General features: G+C 59.2%; 12 protein-coding genes. 4 read left to right on the top strand and 8 right to left on the bottom strand.

Annotated features, from left to right (window positions below; translation table 11 throughout):
• Window positions 1-5 precede the first annotated feature (5 nt).
• Genes AC3WTM_RS02385 through AC3WTM_RS02365 form a run of 5 tightly spaced genes read right to left on the bottom strand, consistent with a single transcriptional unit; the run spans window position 6 to window position 10,202 of the window.
• Window positions 6-1,985, bottom strand: coding sequence for a vWA domain-containing protein (locus tag AC3WTM_RS02385; RefSeq protein ID WP_102669436.1), 1,980 nt, complete (start codon window positions 1,983-1,985; stop codon window positions 6-8).
• 11 nt (window positions 1,986-1,996) lie between these two features.
• Window positions 1,997-3,019 (bottom strand): hypothetical protein, encoded by a 1,023-nt coding sequence (locus AC3WTM_RS02380; protein WP_102669374.1) that lies wholly within the window; start codon window positions 3,017-3,019, stop codon window positions 1,997-1,999.
• Between the two features lie 3 nt (window positions 3,020-3,022).
• Complete coding sequence (locus tag AC3WTM_RS02375; protein ID WP_102669373.1) at window positions 3,023-5,734, bottom strand: putative virulence factor; 2,712 nt, start codon at window positions 5,732-5,734, stop codon at window positions 3,023-3,025.
• Window positions 5,731-8,796 carry a virulence factor SrfB gene (locus tag AC3WTM_RS02370; RefSeq protein ID WP_102669372.1) on the bottom strand — a complete coding sequence of 1,022 codons (3,066 nt, stop codon included), beginning with the start codon at window positions 8,794-8,796 and terminating at the stop codon, window positions 5,731-5,733. The genes AC3WTM_RS02375 and AC3WTM_RS02370 overlap by 4 nt, the downstream gene beginning before the upstream one ends.
• Before the next feature lie 17 nt (window positions 8,797-8,813).
• Window positions 8,814-10,202, bottom strand: a complete 1,389-nt coding sequence (locus AC3WTM_RS02365; RefSeq protein ID WP_102669371.1) for an SrfA family protein — start codon at window positions 10,200-10,202, stop codon at window positions 8,814-8,816.
• Window positions 10,203-10,469: 267 nt separating this feature from the next.
• Here AC3WTM_RS02365 and AC3WTM_RS02360 point away from each other — a divergent pair, with 267 nt between their 5' ends.
• Window positions 10,470-11,681 (top strand): aldose 1-epimerase family protein, encoded by a 1,212-nt coding sequence (locus AC3WTM_RS02360; protein WP_102669370.1) that lies wholly within the window; start codon window positions 10,470-10,472, stop codon window positions 11,679-11,681.
• 6 nt (window positions 11,682-11,687) lie between these two features.
• Here the strand turns inward: AC3WTM_RS02360 and AC3WTM_RS02355 are convergent, their stop codons facing one another.
• Window positions 11,688-13,181 (bottom strand): YifB family Mg chelatase-like AAA ATPase, encoded by a 1,494-nt coding sequence (locus AC3WTM_RS02355; RefSeq protein ID WP_057712774.1) that lies wholly within the window; start codon window positions 13,179-13,181, stop codon window positions 11,688-11,690.
• A 377-nt stretch (window positions 13,182-13,558) separates the two neighbouring features.
• On the opposite strand from AC3WTM_RS02355, the gene AC3WTM_RS02350 reads away from it, so the two are divergent.
• Complete coding sequence (locus AC3WTM_RS02350) at window positions 13,559-13,837, top strand: type II toxin-antitoxin system RelE/ParE family toxin (protein WP_102669369.1); 279 nt, start codon at window positions 13,559-13,561, stop codon at window positions 13,835-13,837.
• A gap of 8 nt (window positions 13,838-13,845) precedes the next feature.
• Entirely contained in the window at window positions 13,846-14,151 is a 306-nt protein-coding gene (locus tag AC3WTM_RS02345; protein ID WP_102669368.1) for a HigA family addiction module antitoxin, read from the top strand.
• 53 nt (window positions 14,152-14,204) lie between these two features.
• Here the strand turns inward: AC3WTM_RS02345 and AC3WTM_RS02340 are convergent, their stop codons facing one another.
• On the bottom strand, window positions 14,205-14,732 hold the full coding sequence (locus AC3WTM_RS02340) for a BRO-N domain-containing protein (protein WP_102669367.1): 528 nt from the start codon (window positions 14,730-14,732) through the stop codon (window positions 14,205-14,207).
• Window positions 14,733-15,121: 389 nt separating this feature from the next.
• Window positions 15,122-15,382, bottom strand: coding sequence for an accessory factor UbiK family protein (locus tag AC3WTM_RS02335; protein ID WP_102669366.1), 261 nt, complete (start codon window positions 15,380-15,382; stop codon window positions 15,122-15,124).
• Between the two features lie 409 nt (window positions 15,383-15,791).
• On the opposite strand from AC3WTM_RS02335, the gene glnK reads away from it, so the two are divergent.
• Window positions 15,792-16,130 (top strand): P-II family nitrogen regulator, encoded by a 339-nt coding sequence (glnK, locus tag AC3WTM_RS02330; RefSeq protein ID WP_002555808.1) that lies wholly within the window; start codon window positions 15,792-15,794, stop codon window positions 16,128-16,130.

The raw sequence follows: 16,130 nt of genomic DNA, 5'->3' as shown, positions 1-16,130 counted from the left end.
TCTCGTTAAGGCATCATTTCCAGTGGCACGGGATAGACGTTGTCCCGAGCATCGCTGTCTTTGGCTAAAGCTACCCAGCGGTCGACATCGGCGTTGTAACGCTGGTAATGCCGCAGTTTGGTGTTCAGCGTGCGGATGAATTTTTCTTGTGCCAGACCATCCCAGCTCTTCCAGGTCTCTTCATCCAGGTTCAGCACTTCACTCTGGTAGGGCAGGTCTTCGAGGTATTCACCGAGGACGCCCATGTCCGCCAGTTTGGCATTGCTGTTCTGTTTGAGTTGATTGGGATCGGCGCCCATGGTCGCCGCCACCGAGCGCAGGCGATTGAACATGTCTGTCGGCGAAATCAGGCCTTCGTTGGCGGCATCGAGAATCTTCTTCATCACGTCGCTCAAGTCGCTGAGCTGTGACTTGGTCAGTAGCACCCGCACGTCGGTGGTCGGGATGTTCTGCTTGATCAGGTCGCGGTCGGTGATCCATGCCTTGAACACTGGCGGGGCTTTGCTGTTGGTCTTCTCGCCGAGATAGGCCAGTTGCATGGCGTGGCCGATCAATGCCGCGTCTTCGAGCATTTTTTTATCGGCCGGGTCCTGCTTGGCGTTCGCCGCGCTGCCGATGGCGTCTTCGCCCATGTAGGCGGCTTTGACTTGTGTAGTGATCGCTGCGGCCAGTGCGTCGACCTTGCGCCCGAATTCCTGCACATCGCCAGCGTTCACCGGGTAGTACAGCGAAGTGTTGGTGCCCGGGTAGGTCGACAGGTTCTTGTATTGCGCCTCGGCCTTGGCATGGTCCTTGGCTCCGGCCGGAGTTTTCAGGTGCAGGGTGTAAATCGCCACGCCCGGGGTGGCGGCTTCGATACGCACCTGTGCAGCGCTCAAGCCGGTCTTCGACAGCTTGTCGTCGCCTTCGATGGCGCCCGCATCGGTGATCAGCACCACGTAGCGTGCGCCGAACTGGTTCCAGTCGACCTTGTCGATGCTCTCCATGACGCCGGCAAACGAGTCTTCATCGAAGCTGCTGCTCGACACGGTGGCCTGCTTGAGGTCTGCAATCTTGGCGAAAAAGTCGGCGCTGTCTTTCACCTGCGTCGGGTCGGCGTACATCTTGGTGGTGTATTCCAGTCCCGGCACCGCCTGGGTGTTGGAGCGGAAAGCCACCAGGCCGAACTTGACCTGCTTGCCGAGGTTCTGCGCTTCGATCTTCTGGTAAACCTTGCGGATCGCCTCGCGGGTGCGGTCGATATAGGGGTCCATCGAGATCGTCGAGTCGATGACAAATACCACGGCCGCACTGAATTCCTTCAGTTGGTTGGCCTTTTTCTCTTCGGCTTCCTTGCCGCCGGCCGCGCTGTTTACAGCACCACCCTTGGCGTTCTTGTCATCCGGCTTGCTGACGGAGGCGACATTGAGCAAGCGCGTGCGGAAACCGCTTTCGGTCATGACTTCTTCGCCACTGAGCACTGGCAGCAGGTAGAACTGCTTTTGCAGGTCGACGAAGTATTCAGGTTCTTCAGCCAGAACGCCCGGTGCTTGCTGGCCCTTTTTCAGCGTGGCCCGCAGCGGCGCAACTTTGCTGACCGGGTCCGGTGCATCGAGTATGCCTTCGACGGTGGCGCGGTCCTTGAAGAACAGCAGCCGGTCGCGGTTGGCCGGGTTGGTGAAGGCCAGCGTCAGTTGCATCTTCCAGTCGGTGGTACAGCTGGCAGGCAGCCAGCCAATGGTTTTGCCGTAGCTGTCGGGGCCGACTTTCAGCCACTCGGCGTTGTTCGCCTGGGCGCGCTCGTACACATAAAAGCGGCTGAAGACCGGTTGTGCGTCGCCTGCCGCACCGCCTGCCGTCGGGCTGACTTTGCAGCCCGGCGTGGTCAGCACGCGTTGGAACAGGGTCTTTTTACCGGCCTGGATCAGCGGTTTGTCATCAGCCTGGGACAGCGGGCTGATGCACAGCGCGAGCAAGGCGGCACCGCTCAGCAGGAGTCGACTCATGGGTGAACGCATCACTTCTGCAACTCCTCGAAACGCTGCTTGGCTTCGGCATTGTTCGGGTCCTGGGTGAGGATGGTTTCATACCAGTAGGCGGCGGTGGCGTTGTCCGCGGCCGGGAAGCACTCACTGGCCTTCAGGTATTTAGGGTCGTATTCACGGGCATAGGCATTGGCGATCAGCACGTCACCAGACTGGGCACGGTTGGCGTACAGGCGCTGGGCGACGCCGCAATGTTTACTGGTCTTGGCCTGGTCGATGATCTCCAACAACCTGGCACTGTCGGGTGCCGCCTTGATGCAGGTCTGGACGAAGGTCAACTCGGGCAGGCTGTTCATGCTGTCGAGGGTGCAGGCTTGAACATTGGCGCCGGCAGGTGCGCCGGCAGTGGCTGCAACCGCAGGCGCTGGGGTGCGTTTGTAGAACCAGAATCCGGCGCCCGCCGCCAGCAGCAACACCACAATCAACAGGCCGATCAGACCTTTGTTGCTTTTTTTCACCGGTGCGGGAGGCGGCGTATAGGCGCGCTCGGTGAGTACCGATTCCAACTCCACTTCTGGCTCGGCGGTGGACAGGGTCAGTTCAGGTAAATCCGGGATCTCCGGGATTTCCGGTGCCGGTGCGCTCGGCGCCGTCAGTTCGGCACCGCCGTAAGTCGAGCGTGTCTGGCCGCCGGCCGTGGACGGCAGCAAGCCGACGCCTGGCCGAACCACGCCTTTGTCGGTGTGGCCTTGGCTCTGTTCACGCAGTTCGATCTGGAATTGCGAGTTGGCGCCGCCTTCCAGCAGTGGGTCAACCACGTCCGGTCCGACCTGGGTTTCCAAAGCTTCGCCGTTGGCCGCGAGGTTGAAACGCGAGACCTTGAACCAGAATGGATTGTTGCTCCAGGCCTTGTGGTCCTGAAGGTAAAAACCGTCCTGGTTGCGCTGAATGGAAAACTCCAGCTGTTCCTCGTCACCCTGCCATTTCTTCACAGTGAGGCGAGCCTGGCCAGGCACATTGGGCTCTAACGCGAGCAGGTCGACACGAATTGGCATTGCTTATCTCGCTGCGAAGGCTGTGAGCACTTGGCCCAGCCGTTCGTTCTGTTCAGGGGTGATTTCACGTCCGGCACCATGGCCGGCATTGTCCTGCGTGATGTAGGCCAGGCCCGAAAGCCAGTCGCCTAGATACCGTTGCGCCTGATTCGCCGGTTGCGCCGGCAGTACAGGCACTTGTCCAGGGCCAATGTCGGTGTAGAACGAAAACAAGGGCTCCTTGGCACCGGCGCGGCTGTTCGGACGCTCGCTCACCGGTTTCTGGAGGTAGCCGAACCAGGACACGAAATCGCGCAGCACACGCTGCACTTCCAGCACCTGCCGCTCAACCAATTGATCGCGCCGCGCGCCACTTTGTGCGCGCTTGAGGACGGCGCGGCTCAGTTGCCCCGGCAAGTCCTGGCGATAGCCGGCGGTGATCAGTTCATCGACCACCGCTTCCAGCAAGCCCTTTTCCAGCCCCAGCAGGTTGAGCAGGCTTTGCCGGGTGGTCAGTTCACGCAAGTGCGCGATCCAGGCCTTGAACGCTGCTTTGGCGAAACGGTGCTCGTTGCTTTGCGGTTCGGGCGCCGGGGTACCGGTTTTGCTGCTGACTGGCGCGTCGTGGCCCAGGTCGTCACTGAAATCGAAATTGAAACCGGTGTCATTGCCGTAGAGGCTCTGGCTCGGTGTCGGGGTGACCGGCTCGTCGTTCACGGCCGGCTCGTCATCGGTTTCGTACACGCCGCTGAGGTACAGGTCGCGCACCTCTTCGCTCGGTATGTCGAGTTGATCGATCAATTCGCCAAGTACCGCCGGGCGACGGCCCAACCCCGTCAGAATCATTTGCGCTTTGGCTTTCTTGGCGGCTGCGGCGCCGTCGTCGTCAGCGTGGTACCAGGTGCTCAGGCCGTGAGTGGTCAGGCCTTCGAGGCATTCGCTCAATTGCTCGCGGATACGCTGCAATTTAAATTCGATATTGGCCACGCCTTTGAAACTGCCGCTGAAGTGGCTGATGCCACCGTCATCGTTGCGCAGCATTTCTGTCCAGGCGTTGACCGGATTCTTGATGTGTTTGCACACCAGAGCGTTGCTGGCGAAGCTGGTGCCCAGCGCGCTGACACGTTCCTGATAAATGGCATTGAGGCCGGTTTCCGCACCGGTTGCGTCTTGCCCGATGAACGCCGCATCCATACGTGGCTTGCGCACCAGGTAGGTGTTCTGGAACGGTGTACCGGCCCAGTCGTTCATCCAGCTCAGGCTACCGAAACGCTCCAGCATGGTCAGCTTGACCATGCCGTTCCAGCTCTCGTCGTACTGATCGGGTGTCAGGCTCAGGGAGTTGGTAATGCGCAGGTCGAGCATGGTCAGCGCCCAGATCAGGCCGGTATCGCGCTTGCTGCGAGCAGCCGAGTCGGCGCCCTGGGTTTTTTCGATCCAGCGGGTCAGCACCGGACCCACGTCGTTGACGTCGCTCTGCTTGGTCGAACTGGTGCAGACCACCAGTGCGTTCATTTCCTGGTTGTCGGTGTAGCGTTCGAACAGGTAGGCGACCTTGCCGCGCAGGATCAGCTGGGAAACGGAGTTGTCCTTGGTACTGGATTGCGGGTCGTTGGAATCGGCGATCTCGTGCAGTTTCTGGCGCCCGCGATAACCGGGGAAATCCAGCAGGTCGACCTGATTGACGATGTCATCCACCGGCGCTTCGATCAGGCGGAAGGTCATTTCGGCGGTCAGTGCCGCCAGTTGCGCGACCGCAATCGCCTGACTGTTTTGCAGGCGATCGCCAACCAGCGGTCGAACCTCGATCGGTAAGTCCAGCGGGCTGCCGAAGCGTTCGAGGATGTCGACGTTCATGATGCTGTCGCGCTGGCTGTAGGTGTCGTTGTCGAAACTCACCAAGGCCTTCAACGGTGCGAACACGGTCTCGGGCAGCCCCAGCTTGTGCAGCGCGCCGGCCAGTTTCTGGTACACGCGTGTCAACTCGCTTTGTTCACCCCAGAGGATCGAAAACAGCTCGGCCCGTTCCTGGAAATTCAGGCGTGGCGCCAGCTGCAACGCTTTGGGCCAGAACAGGTGCTCAAGCTTCTTCACCGAGTTGCGAAAATTGTCGCGCAGGTAATCCCACAGCGACACCAGATCGTCGGCGTTGACGCCCGTTTGCAGCGGCCCGGTTTCGCGACCTTCGAACGGTTTGAGCACGCGCTGGATGCGCTCCTCGTCGATCTCGTAGGAAATCCGCTCAAGGTCGAAATCCTTGAACCAGGCGTTGGCGAGAATCTTCGCCAGCTCGATTTCCTTGAACAACGTAAGTTCTACCGGGAAGTCCTTGTCCTGACTTTCCGTCGCCCGACGGCTGAAGCGCGTTACCAGGCCGGTGGCTTCCTTGCCACCACCCACCGGGTTGATGTGCTTGATGAAGTCCAGGCGATGATCGCCGAACTCGGTTTCCAGCTTACCGTTCTGACCGGCGGCGAGGGCCGAAATCAGGTAGGACTTGCCGGCCTGGGACAAGCCGAAAAAGCCAATGGTCATCGGCGTGCAGGCCACGCGACCGAGGCTTTGAGCCAGGTTGCGGGCGCGGTGCAGGCGGATGTTCAGGTTGTCGGCTTCGCTGTCCAGGCGCGGCGCATTGCCGCGCGTCTGGTCAATCCAGTCCAGCGCCTGACCGGCGCCTTCATAAACAGCGGCCCAACTGGCAGAGAGCTGAGTTTGATCGGGGGTCAGGTCTTTCATTTGCGTTTCACACTTCCACTGTCGAGCCAGTACTTGGTCTCGCTCAGGCCGGCGTCGAGCATGGTGTTGAGTTCCAGCTCGAGGTCGCTGCGCGGGTTGAAGTTGACGTTGTTACTGTTGGATTCGATGTCGCGAACCGAGAGGCGGTCGCTGACCAGATCCTGCTTGCGCGTGTACTTGTCCGCCGGTTTGACCTCGAACCGCACCTTGAGCAGCGGGGCGCTGCCGTTTTCACCGGTTGCCCGGGAAAACTTCTCCCGACCCGCCTTGGTGAACCGCAAGGTATACAACGGCGAAGCAGCCCAGCGGTCAGCGGCCAACTGGCGGAAACCGAGGCGCAGGTCGCCGCGCATTTCCAGCTGCGGTGTGTCGGCGGCGTCGCCAACGCCAATTTCCGGTAGCTTGATTTTGTAGTCTTCGGACTGGATGTCGCGGTACAGCACGTCGGCATCCTTGATCACGTTGTTCAGATCGATGACGCCGATGTGCTTGACCGTTGAATACGGCTTGAGCGCCGATGCCCGGAAGTAGAAGTTCGGCACGCTGTGGTTGGCGCACAACAGGCAGAGCATGGCGCCGACCGAGGCGGTGCTTTTCGGGTCGTCGATCCGGCCGTTCTTGTGAAACGGATACCAGCCGCCGGTGCGGTAGTTTTGCAGCGCCAGAATACGCCCCGGTGGCAGCGGCAACAGCTTGCGAATGAACGCCTGGATGCCGGGCAGGCGCGAAGGGCGGCCGGTCAGCAGCAAGACATCACAGGGGTAATGCGCGACCACTTCACACAGCGCACCAAGGATCTTGGTGATGTTGATCTGGTCGTTGAGAAACGCGGCATGGAGCTTTTGCAGGTCGAAGCTGATCGGCGCGTCATACAGGTCGAAACCGCTCTGAGCGCCGACATCGCGACGCACGGCGACATTGACGTAGTCGAGCACGGTCTGGCTGATGGCATTGTCACCGAGCAATTGACGGTAGCTTTGCGGGATGACTTCTTGCGGGACCTGCGGATCGTAATGCTCATACGCCTTGAGCAGCGCCAGGCCCAGCGGGGCGAACACCTGGAGGTTCAATTGTTGACGCAAGATCATGTCCTGGGCGCTGACCGATTCATCGCCACACAGCCGTGACATCAGTGAGTTCGGGGCCTTTACGCCGGCGTTCTGCAAGGCTTTTTCGAAACTCGGCAGGATGAAGTCCTGGATCACGTCCAGCAGGATGTCGTCGCCGGCCACTTTGAAGCCATCGCGAAAACGCTGTTCCGGCACGATGTGCACGTTGCTGCCGCTGCCGGTATTGCCCGCACGGTCGAGGCGATAGTCGGTGATCACCAGGTCGGTGGTGCCACCGCCGATGTCGATGGTCGCGAGGGTGATGCGTTGTCGGTCGACCTTGTCCGGCCGGGCGATGGTGTCAAAAAACTCTTCCGGGTGACCGGCGAAGTTCTCGTTGACCTCAGTGTACAGGTACACCAACTGGCCGCAGGACGCTTCGTCCCATTCCACGCGGATACTCGGGATCGGCGTGCGCGGGCTGACGGCCTGATCCTGATGTGGATCTTCCTCGCCGGCATGCCAGCCGAGGCTTTTCCACACCAGGCCGATGGCTTGCAGCATGCGTTCGTTGAGGATGCTGCGCTCGGCCTGTGGCATGCCCGGTGGCACAGTCAGGGTAATGCTGTTGAGCTGGCGCGGCACGCGGGTGTGACCCTGGCGCGAACGCTGGGCCGGGCTGTTGATTTGCGACAGCGCCTGGGCCAGTACTTCGGCGAGCATGAAGGTCATTAGCGAGCTGCGTGAGTAACGCGGCATGAACACCGGCAGACGATCGTCTTCTTCGAGGCTGTAAAGCGCCTCGCCGGTTTCGTTGATCAGGTGCGAGAACGGCGCGGCGGTGGCGTACGGCTCATTGTCGGTCTTTATATACGAGCAGTTGAAACGCCAGCCGTGGCCATAGGCGTTTTCGTCCCACAGATAGCGTTTCGGGCTGGACAGGCCAGTGGAGCCTTCGGTGCCGCGACGACGACTGGCCAGACGACTGGCCTCATTGCCGACACGGGCAATCGTCGCCCATTGGAACGCATCGTGGCGACCGCTCTTGACCGAGCAGTGATCCTTGCCGAAGTACGCCTGGGAGAATTCCACGCGGCTTTCAAACGGCAGGTTATAGGTGTGTTCCGGGGTGATCAGGTCACGCAGTTCCAGCACATAATTCTGCTTCAGGCCGGAGCCGGCCTGACCGTGATTTTCGATCAGGATGCCGCAGGTGCGCGAGTTGCCGACGTCCAGCACCAGGTCCACCGGTATGGGTTTGACCAGGCCATTGCTGTCGTTGGCGACCACTTTCAGCTCGGGGATTTCAACTTTCGCCCGGGCCTTCGACTCCTGGGCGGCTGACGGTTTGCTCAACAGGCTGAGCAAGTTGAGGTAGTGCGCCAGGTGATGGTTGGCGCGAATATCGATGTCCAGCTCTGCGCGCGAACGGTGGGCATTGCCCTCATTGAACACTTCCAGCAACCACTCGTTGACCCACGGCTGCGCCAGGAACCAGCGGGTTTCGCTAGCCTTGGTCGCCAGTTTGAAAGACACGCCGGAGCTGATGTCTTCATCGTTCGGCGCCAGATAGGCAGTGCCGTCACGCTTGGGCATCACACGGCTGTCGAACGCCATCGTCAGGCGGTGGGTATTACCGTCGATGTCAGGAGTTGCCAATTTCACCAAACGCATGCGCGACCAGTTGGTCGGACCTTCGTCGAAGCGATGCGGCGGCATGAAGCGGAAAAACGGGATCGGCAGCCAGATACCGTCGAGCAAATCGAGGCTGCTTTTCATGTCGACGCTGAACGCAGGTTTGGCTTTTTCGACCTTTTCCGGTTCGGGTTCGTAGAAAAAGAAGTCTTTCTCTTCGTTGTACGCCAGGCGGCAGATCAGCCCGCTGATCATCGGTGCGAACTCGCCCGCCGGTTCCTTGCGGGGATCCAGGCGCAGGGCGAAATCCATGAACTGGATGCCGGTGTCGCTGACCAGCGTGACGGTGTCTTCGAATTGAGTGACTTCAGGCAACATGTCGGGTTATTCCGTTTTTATTCGGCCACTTGCCGCATGGACATGGGGAATTGTTCTTTTCCGTAACCACCGGTGCAGTCTGCGATCATGGTCGCCCCTGGGCGGCAGCTGACCTTGGGCATGTCGTAAGTGCTGCCATCGCCGCAAACGGCCTGGCCCTGGCTGTCGATGGCCAGGCTGCCACCCTTCATAGTAGCGCTCACCGGCCCGCTGCATTTCGAGCCGTCGGCCTGATGTACGGTGACTTGGCCCTTACCGTCCTTGAGTTGGTACTCCAGACGTAGCGGTTTGCCGGTTCGGCGATCCTGAATCCCGGCGCCTGCGCTGTACTGTCCATCGAGAAACTTGGCGGCACCGTCGGCGGCGTCTGGCGGGATGCTCAGGGGCGGGCCGGGGTTGGCAGCGGCGGGTTTTTCTGCCTCGGGCGATGTGACATCCGGCGGCGCGGTTTTGTTTTCTGGTGGCTCAGTTTTGTTTTCGGGTGGCGCAGTTTTGTTTTCAGCTGCCGGGTCTATGGCCGGGTCTTTGGTCAAGTCGGCGGGTGCCATGTCAGCCTCGTTACCCTCGACGGCCGGCGTTTCCACACCCTGCGTTCCAGTCTCGGCGGTGCCGGTTCCAGTGGTCGAGCCTATAACGGTGCCTGTCACCGGAACGTTGTTGAGTGTCGTGACATTTCCGGACAGTGGCGGCTCTTCCAGTTGTTTTTCTACTGGCACAACGCCGTCAGGCAGCAAATCTACCGCCACCAACGGAATCGGTACGCACCCTCGCAGGCCGAGCAACAGCCACAAAAGCAGCAGCAGGAGCGGCAGCAGCAACAGCCACCACCAACGACGCCACCACGGACGAGCAACCACCGGCACAACGGGCGGAACAACAGGCGCTTCGACCTCGGGTGGCAGCGTGAACGCGGGTGGTACCTGATAGAGGCAGTGCAGGGGATCGCCATTGCCGGTGCCGGCATGCTCGAAACCCCAGAAAGTCAGCACCGGTTTGCCTTGCACCAGGTAGACGAAGTTTTCGTCCGGGAAATGAATCACGCGCTTGAGTAGCTTACCGAACACGGCTTTGTCGCCTTGCGGCTGTTCGGCGGAGTCCGTACCCAGGAAACGCTGGCTCAATTCTTCGAGCGCGGTCTTCAGTGCTTCAAGCTGGCGGCGGGCAGGGGCACGTTCTTCTTCGGTCGCGCTGCTCCACGGAATCACATCGCCGTCGAGAGCGCTGTACCAATCGATCTGGTTCCCGAGTTCATCGCTTTGAGGGATGGCCAGATGATCGACCAACTCGGGGTTCTTGCGGCGAATGGCTTCGCGCAATTGCAGGGCTGCTCGGTAGACCGGTTGACCTGTTTCGCCGAGGGCAGTGAATGACCCGCTCTTACCGCTGCGTAATAGTGCCCCGCGCATTCAAACTCCATACGATCCGTTGCGCAAAAATGACAGACAAATGTGTCTGTACTTGCTCCTGCATTTAGCGGGCGACATTAGTGTCATAATGATATCGCCGTCAATCTGCCGGAGGTTTAAACCTTATGAGACTAACGTAAGCGTGCGGAGGTTGCATAAGGTCAAATTTAATTAGCTTGGGAAGGCTTGGGCGTAAGCTTTTTTATGCTTGCTGAATCGTTTCATCAGCGCTATAAAAAATGCACAACTCCAAGAAAGGCTTTCCCCATGAACCCGCTCAAACTCCTCCTTGTCCTTGGCGCGTTGTCCGCCTCCCATGCCATGGCCTGGGATTACGTCCTGCTCGACAGCGACAAAGCCGCGCAAAACTGGCAGATCACCAGCCAGCAACTCGGTGTGAAAACCGACCAACCCTTCTCCGTGACACTTCGTACCTTGCACGGCGGTCGGCAAGAGGGCGTCAGCATCGTCGACATCGATAACGGCAAGATGAAACTCTCGGTGGTGCCGACTCGCGGCATGAACGTCTTGCAGGCTTCGGTCGGCAATGTGCGCATGGGCTGGGATTCGCCGGTCAAGGAAGTGGTCAACCCGTCCTTCATCGAACTCAATAGTCGCGGTGGCTTGGGCTGGCTGGAAGGTTTCAATGAGCTGGTCACCCGTTGCGGCTACGAATGGGTCGGCCATCCCGGCATGGACAACGGTGAACTGCTGACCCTGCACGGCCGCGCCGCCAACATTCCGGCCAACAAAGTCACCCTGCACATCGATGAAAAACCGCCATACGCCATCAGCCTGCGTGGCGAGCTGAAAGAGCAGGCGTTCAAGAAAGTCGACTTCTCCGTGGCGACCGAACTGGTCACCGAACCCGGCAGCGTAACGTTTGTCCTCAACGACACCCTGACCAACAACGGTGACTATCCAAAGGAATACCAGGCGCTGTATCACAGCAACTTCAGTACGCCATTTCTGGAACAGGGCGCCCGCTTCGCCGCGCCGGTGAAACAGGTCTCACCGTTCAACGACAAAGCCAAAGGCGATCTGCCGGACTGGCAAACTTACCGCGCACCGACCAAGGACTACGACGAAACGGTTTACAACGTGGTGCCGTATGCCGATGCCAAGGGCGATACGTTGACCGTGTTGCATAACAAGGTCGGTAGCCTGGGTGTTTCGGTCGGCTTCAACACCCAGACACTGCCCGTGTTCTCCCTGTGGAAAAACACCGATACCCAGGGGCAGGGCTATGTCACGGGGCTGGAACCAGGAACGAGTTTTTCCTACAACCGCCGATATCAGCGGCCATTGAACCTAGTGCCGACGATTGGGCCGAAGGAACACAAGCAGTTCCGTATCAGTTACAGCTTGTTGGCGGATAAGGCAGCTGTGGATAAGGCCTTGAAGCAGGTGAGCGAGATTCAGGGTGGGCGGGAGACTGAGGTGCGGCAGACACCGTTGGTTGACCTCAACAAGGGGTAATGCTGACTAGAGTGTTGTCGGCCGATATTGCAGCGCCTCGGCCAAGTGTTCACGGGTGATGCCATCGACTTGCTCAAGGTCCGCCAAGGTGCGAGCAACCTTGAGCAGTCGATGGGCCGCTCGCAGCGACAAGGTCAGCCGTTCACACGCCGTTTCCAGCCAGGTTTCGTCAACTGTGGATAACTTGCAATGTCTGCGCAGGCCCGGCAAATCGAGGAATGCATTGGCACAGCCTTGGCGCTTTTGTTGCCGTTCTCGTGCATCGGCAACCAACTCGGCGGCGGTGGCAGTATCGTCGCCGGGTTTCAACGCAGGATTTAACGCCGTGGCTTCGCGAGCAACCGTAAGGTGCAGATCGATACGATCCAGCAGCGGCCCCGACAATTTGTTGCGATAGCGCTGAACCATGTCCGGCGTACAGGAGCAACGGCCGCTCGGCTCGCCAAGATATCCACAGGGGCAGGGATTCATCGCTGCGACCAGTTGAAAGCGCGCCGGGAAGCGTACGCGGTCCTTGGCACGGGAGATCACGATGTGGCCGGATTCCAGTGGCTCCCGGAGCACCTCCAGAACCTTGCGATCAAACTCCGGTAGTTCGTCCAGAAACAGGACGCCGTGGTGGGCGAGAGTGATTTCGCCGGGCTGCGGTTTCGAGCCGCCCCCCACCAGCGCGGGGCCGGACGCCGAGTGATGCGGTTGGCGAAACGGCCGCTGCGGCCAATGGCTCAACGGCGAGCAACTGACGACCGACTGAATCGCCGCCACTTCCAGCGCTTCATTTTCGGCCAGCGGCGGCAGCAATCCCGGCAAGCGGCTCGCCAACAGGGTTTTCCCCGTTCCCGGCGGCCCGCTGAACAACAGGTTGTGAGCACCAGCGGCAGCGATCAGCAGCGCACGCTTGGCCGCGAGTTGCCCCTGCACTTCATTCAAGTCGGGGTAGGGTTTGCTGGCGTAGAGCAGGCCATTGGAGACATAAGGCTCAATCGGTGTATGCCCATTGAAATGCGCAACGGCCTCAAGCAGATGATCCACCGCAATTACTTTCAGTCCCGAGGCCAGGCACGCCTCTTCAGCGTTAGCTCGCGGCACCATCAACCAGCGCCCGGCCTTGCGCGCTGCCAGCGCCGCTGGCAAGACCCCACGAACCGCCCGCACGGCACCTGATAACGCCAACTCCCCAAGGCATTCCGCATCATCGAGCGTCAACGTAGGCACCTGCACACTGGCCGAGAGAATTCCCAGGGCAATCGCCAGATCGAACCGCCCTCCATCCTTGGGTAAATCGGCTGGCGCCAGATTCAACGTGATCCGCCGCGCCGGAAATTGCAGCCCCGAATTGATGATCGCACTGCGTACCCGATCCTTGCTTTCCTTCACCGCCGCTTCGGGCAGGCCGACCATCGTCAGCGATGGCAAACCATTGGCCAGGTGGACTTCAACAGTGACAGCGGGCGCATCCACGCCAATCTGGGCGCGGCTGTGGACGATGGAGAGGGACATGGTCGTTCCTTGAGATGACGGGAGCCGCTTCCTGCGGGTTTTTGAAGGGTAGTCGGGGGAGGGGATTTAGGTGGGGCGGGTTAGGGGGCAAACTTTCACTGGATGTTGCGGGTATGAAACAGGGAAGTTGTGAGGCGCAAAAAAACACTATTCAGGCGGTTTTTGCAGGATCGGCTCCGGTTCTTCAGGCTTTTAACGCAATGAGAATTACCGCTTGTTTTTGTAGGACGGGGCTGGATTTCGAAGGCCTTCTGAAGGACGCAGGTAATCCGATTCCTAAAGTTTTGAAAGGGAGGCCAATACTCAGAACGGTGCGTTTGCATTTGTGAACTCAGCTAATACACTCAAGTTTAATGCATAACGTTAAGCTTTAAATTATGATCGTTAGCTTTAAGTGTTCTGAAACCGAGTACCTGTTTCGCAATGGTAAGACCCGTATGTGGTCAGCCATTCTGGGTGTTGTGGAACGAAAGCTGACGATGCTGGATGGGGCTGCCGTACTGATGGACCTTCGATCACCACCAGGCAATCGACTGGAGGCGCTGGAAGGCAATCGAAAAGGTCAGCACAGCATACGCATCAACGCTCAATGGCGAATTTGCTTTGTTTGGGGTCTTAACGGACCAGAGAATGTCGAAATCGTCGATTATCACTGAGGTGAGTAATGACTAAGAATGGTATGCGCCCGGTGCACCCTGGCGAGATCCTCAAAGAGGAGTACCTGGAGCCTCTGAGCCTGACGGCCACCGCTCTGGCCAGAGCGTTGAACGTGTCGACACCTACGGTGAACGATATTGTGCTCCAGCGTCGGGGGGTCAGTGCTGATATGGCGCTAAGGCTATCCATCTGTCTGGATACGACTCCGGAGTTTTGGCTGAATCTGCAATCGACTTATGATTTGCGCAAAGCTGAAATAGAACGAGGCGCAGCGATCCGGGATCAGGTTGAGCGGCTTGCGCACTGCGCCTGATTGTTTCTTCAGATTGATTGAACCCCACGCCAAGCACGTGGGTTTTTTGCTCTTCAGAATGTCTGGAGCATCCTTGAAGCTCTTTTCCACCAAGGCTGATTTACCGCATTTTGTGGCTGCTCGCCGCTCGGCAACAGCTGCGGCACATCCTGCAACCGTATCCACGGCTGATTATTCCAGTGCAACAAACTCAACGACATTTCCGGCCAGTTGAGCAGGCTCAGTTGTGGGCGTTCGGTTGTGGTGGGGTGGTGGGCGTCTCGCAGGGCGGGGACGACTTCGTGGGTGAGCCATTCACGCAAGGCTCGGTATTCGGGGCAGTAGTGGTAGACGAGGAGGGCGTAGACGCCGGATTCGCTGATCAGCAGGGTATTTTCGATGTTGCCGTGGATGAGTGTTTTGGCAGTTTGGTGTTGGTCGGGATCGAGTTTTCGGAGTTGGCGGTCGTTTAGGTAGATGCGTAGTAATCGGCCGAGGTCGCGGGCGCAGAACCAGGGTTGGTTTTGCAGGAGCAGGGCGTGGAGGTGGAGTTTGTGGCGGGTGAAGACATGCGGAATCAGGTAAGCATCATCTCGATTCATTGATACAGCTCCTTTTGCTTAAGGGCTGCCGCAATTGTCGCCAAACAATTGGGTGGCAGTTGTACGCAGGTTGGCGAACCGGAGCAAAAGGAACCCGGCAGACCCGGAGGTCTCCCACGCACAACCGCCATGACTTGCGTCGATGGTCGTCATGCTCCTTAAGCTTCCAGGTCGCCAAACCCGGTGCTGAACATTCAGCTGGGCGGAGCTTAGGAGCCGGAGCAATGCGGCGCAATCGGATGGCGGACGAGAACTTTGTAGGACGTTGCCGGGATTTTTGCGGGGCTTCGGATCTAAAGATCGCAGCCTGCGGCAGCTCCTACTGGTGAAACTGAAGGTCGTGCCGACCTTCATTCGCGGGCAAGCCCGCTCCCACAGGGGTCGTGGTGTTATTCGGCTGGTGGGTTCAGTTTCGCTTCCAGCTCGGCCACTTTCGCTTCGAGGCTTTCGAGGCGGGCGCGGGTGCGGGCGAGCACGACCATCTGGCTATCGAACTCTTCCCGACTCACCAGATCCAGTTTGCTGAAGGCGCTTTGCAGCAACATCTTGAACTGGCTTTCGATTTCAGCTTTCGGCAGAGGCGTGTCGCCGCTGAAGAGGCGGGAGGCGGTGCCGGTCAGGGCGTCGAGGAAGTCTTTTGGCGCGAGCATGGGCAATGTCCTGGAAACAATGACGGGCAGTGTATCACGCAGTGTCTATAGTCATTTGCGCGGGCAAGGGATGCACGATTTTCGCGCATGGGGACGGACGCTGTCGCACCGTTGTAGTGCGTATCGCGTCGGGTATTGTTGCGAAGTAGCAGTCATCTGCGGGTAAAGGCTTGAAAACAGTAGTTTTTATGGAGATGGCAAGCTTTCTGCTTAGACCCTGATGACCCATGCACTGATGCAGTCACTGTGACGAACGCAGTGCGCCAAGCGAAGCGGGGGAGTGTTTCGTGAGGGGCGTCGGACGGGCAGGTCAGGGCCGACGATGCGTTACAAAGCCAGGCACTGCGCTTAGACTTGAGACGGGTTTGTTTTCCTGGGGCAAGTCCACCAAATTCGGGAGAGAGTTTTCATGAAACTAGTCACTGCCATCATCAAGCCGTTCAAGCTGGACGACGTACGCGAGTCGCTGTCCGAGATCGGCGTGCAGGGCATTACCGTCACTGAAGTCAAAGGCTTTGGTCGGCAGAAGGGTCACACCGAGCTGTATCGCGGCGCGGAATACGTGGTCGATTTCCTGCCCAAGGTGAAGATCGACGTCGCCATCGACGACAAGGATCTGGACCGGGTAATCGAGGCCATCACCAAGGCTGCCAACACCGGCAAGATCGGTGACGGCAAGATCTTCGTGGTCAATCTGGAACAGGCGATTCGCATCCGTACCGGCGAAACCGATACCGACGCGATCTAA

It is taken from the genome of Pseudomonas sp. EU05-FHT14B02, from assembly GCF_058791055.1.
Note: the sequence above shows the minus strand (reverse complement) of the source record. Positions and strands in the feature narration are given on the sequence as shown.

What these genes read in the sequence shown, in the direction of transcription:
- AC3WTM_RS02385 (WP_102669436.1), bottom strand. Translation starts at nt 1,985, where the DNA reads ATGAGTCGACTCCTGCTGAGCGGTGCCGCCTTGCTCGCGCTGTGCATC.
- AC3WTM_RS02380 (WP_102669374.1), bottom strand. Translation starts at nt 3,019, where the DNA reads ATGCCAATTCGTGTCGACCTGCTCGCGTTAGAGCCCAATGTGCCTGGC.
- AC3WTM_RS02375 (WP_102669373.1), bottom strand. Translation starts at nt 5,734, where the DNA reads ATGAAAGACCTGACCCCCGATCAAACTCAGCTCTCTGCCAGTTGGGCC.
- AC3WTM_RS02370 (WP_102669372.1), bottom strand. Translation starts at nt 8,796, where the DNA reads ATGTTGCCTGAAGTCACTCAATTCGAAGACACCGTCACGCTGGTCAGC.
- AC3WTM_RS02365 (WP_102669371.1), bottom strand. Translation starts at nt 10,202, where the DNA reads ATGCGCGGGGCACTATTACGCAGCGGTAAGAGCGGGTCATTCACTGCC.
- AC3WTM_RS02360 (WP_102669370.1), top strand. Translation starts at nt 10,470, where the DNA reads ATGAACCCGCTCAAACTCCTCCTTGTCCTTGGCGCGTTGTCCGCCTCC.
- AC3WTM_RS02355 (WP_057712774.1), bottom strand. Translation starts at nt 13,181, where the DNA reads ATGTCCCTCTCCATCGTCCACAGCCGCGCCCAGATTGGCGTGGATGCG.
- AC3WTM_RS02350 (WP_102669369.1), top strand. Translation starts at nt 13,559, where the DNA reads ATGATCGTTAGCTTTAAGTGTTCTGAAACCGAGTACCTGTTTCGCAAT.
- AC3WTM_RS02345 (WP_102669368.1), top strand. Translation starts at nt 13,846, where the DNA reads ATGACTAAGAATGGTATGCGCCCGGTGCACCCTGGCGAGATCCTCAAA.
- AC3WTM_RS02340 (WP_102669367.1), bottom strand. Translation starts at nt 14,732, where the DNA reads ATGAATCGAGATGATGCTTACCTGATTCCGCATGTCTTCACCCGCCAC.
- AC3WTM_RS02335 (WP_102669366.1), bottom strand. Translation starts at nt 15,382, where the DNA reads ATGCTCGCGCCAAAAGACTTCCTCGACGCCCTGACCGGCACCGCCTCC.
- glnK (WP_002555808.1), top strand. Translation starts at nt 15,792, where the DNA reads ATGAAACTAGTCACTGCCATCATCAAGCCGTTCAAGCTGGACGACGTA.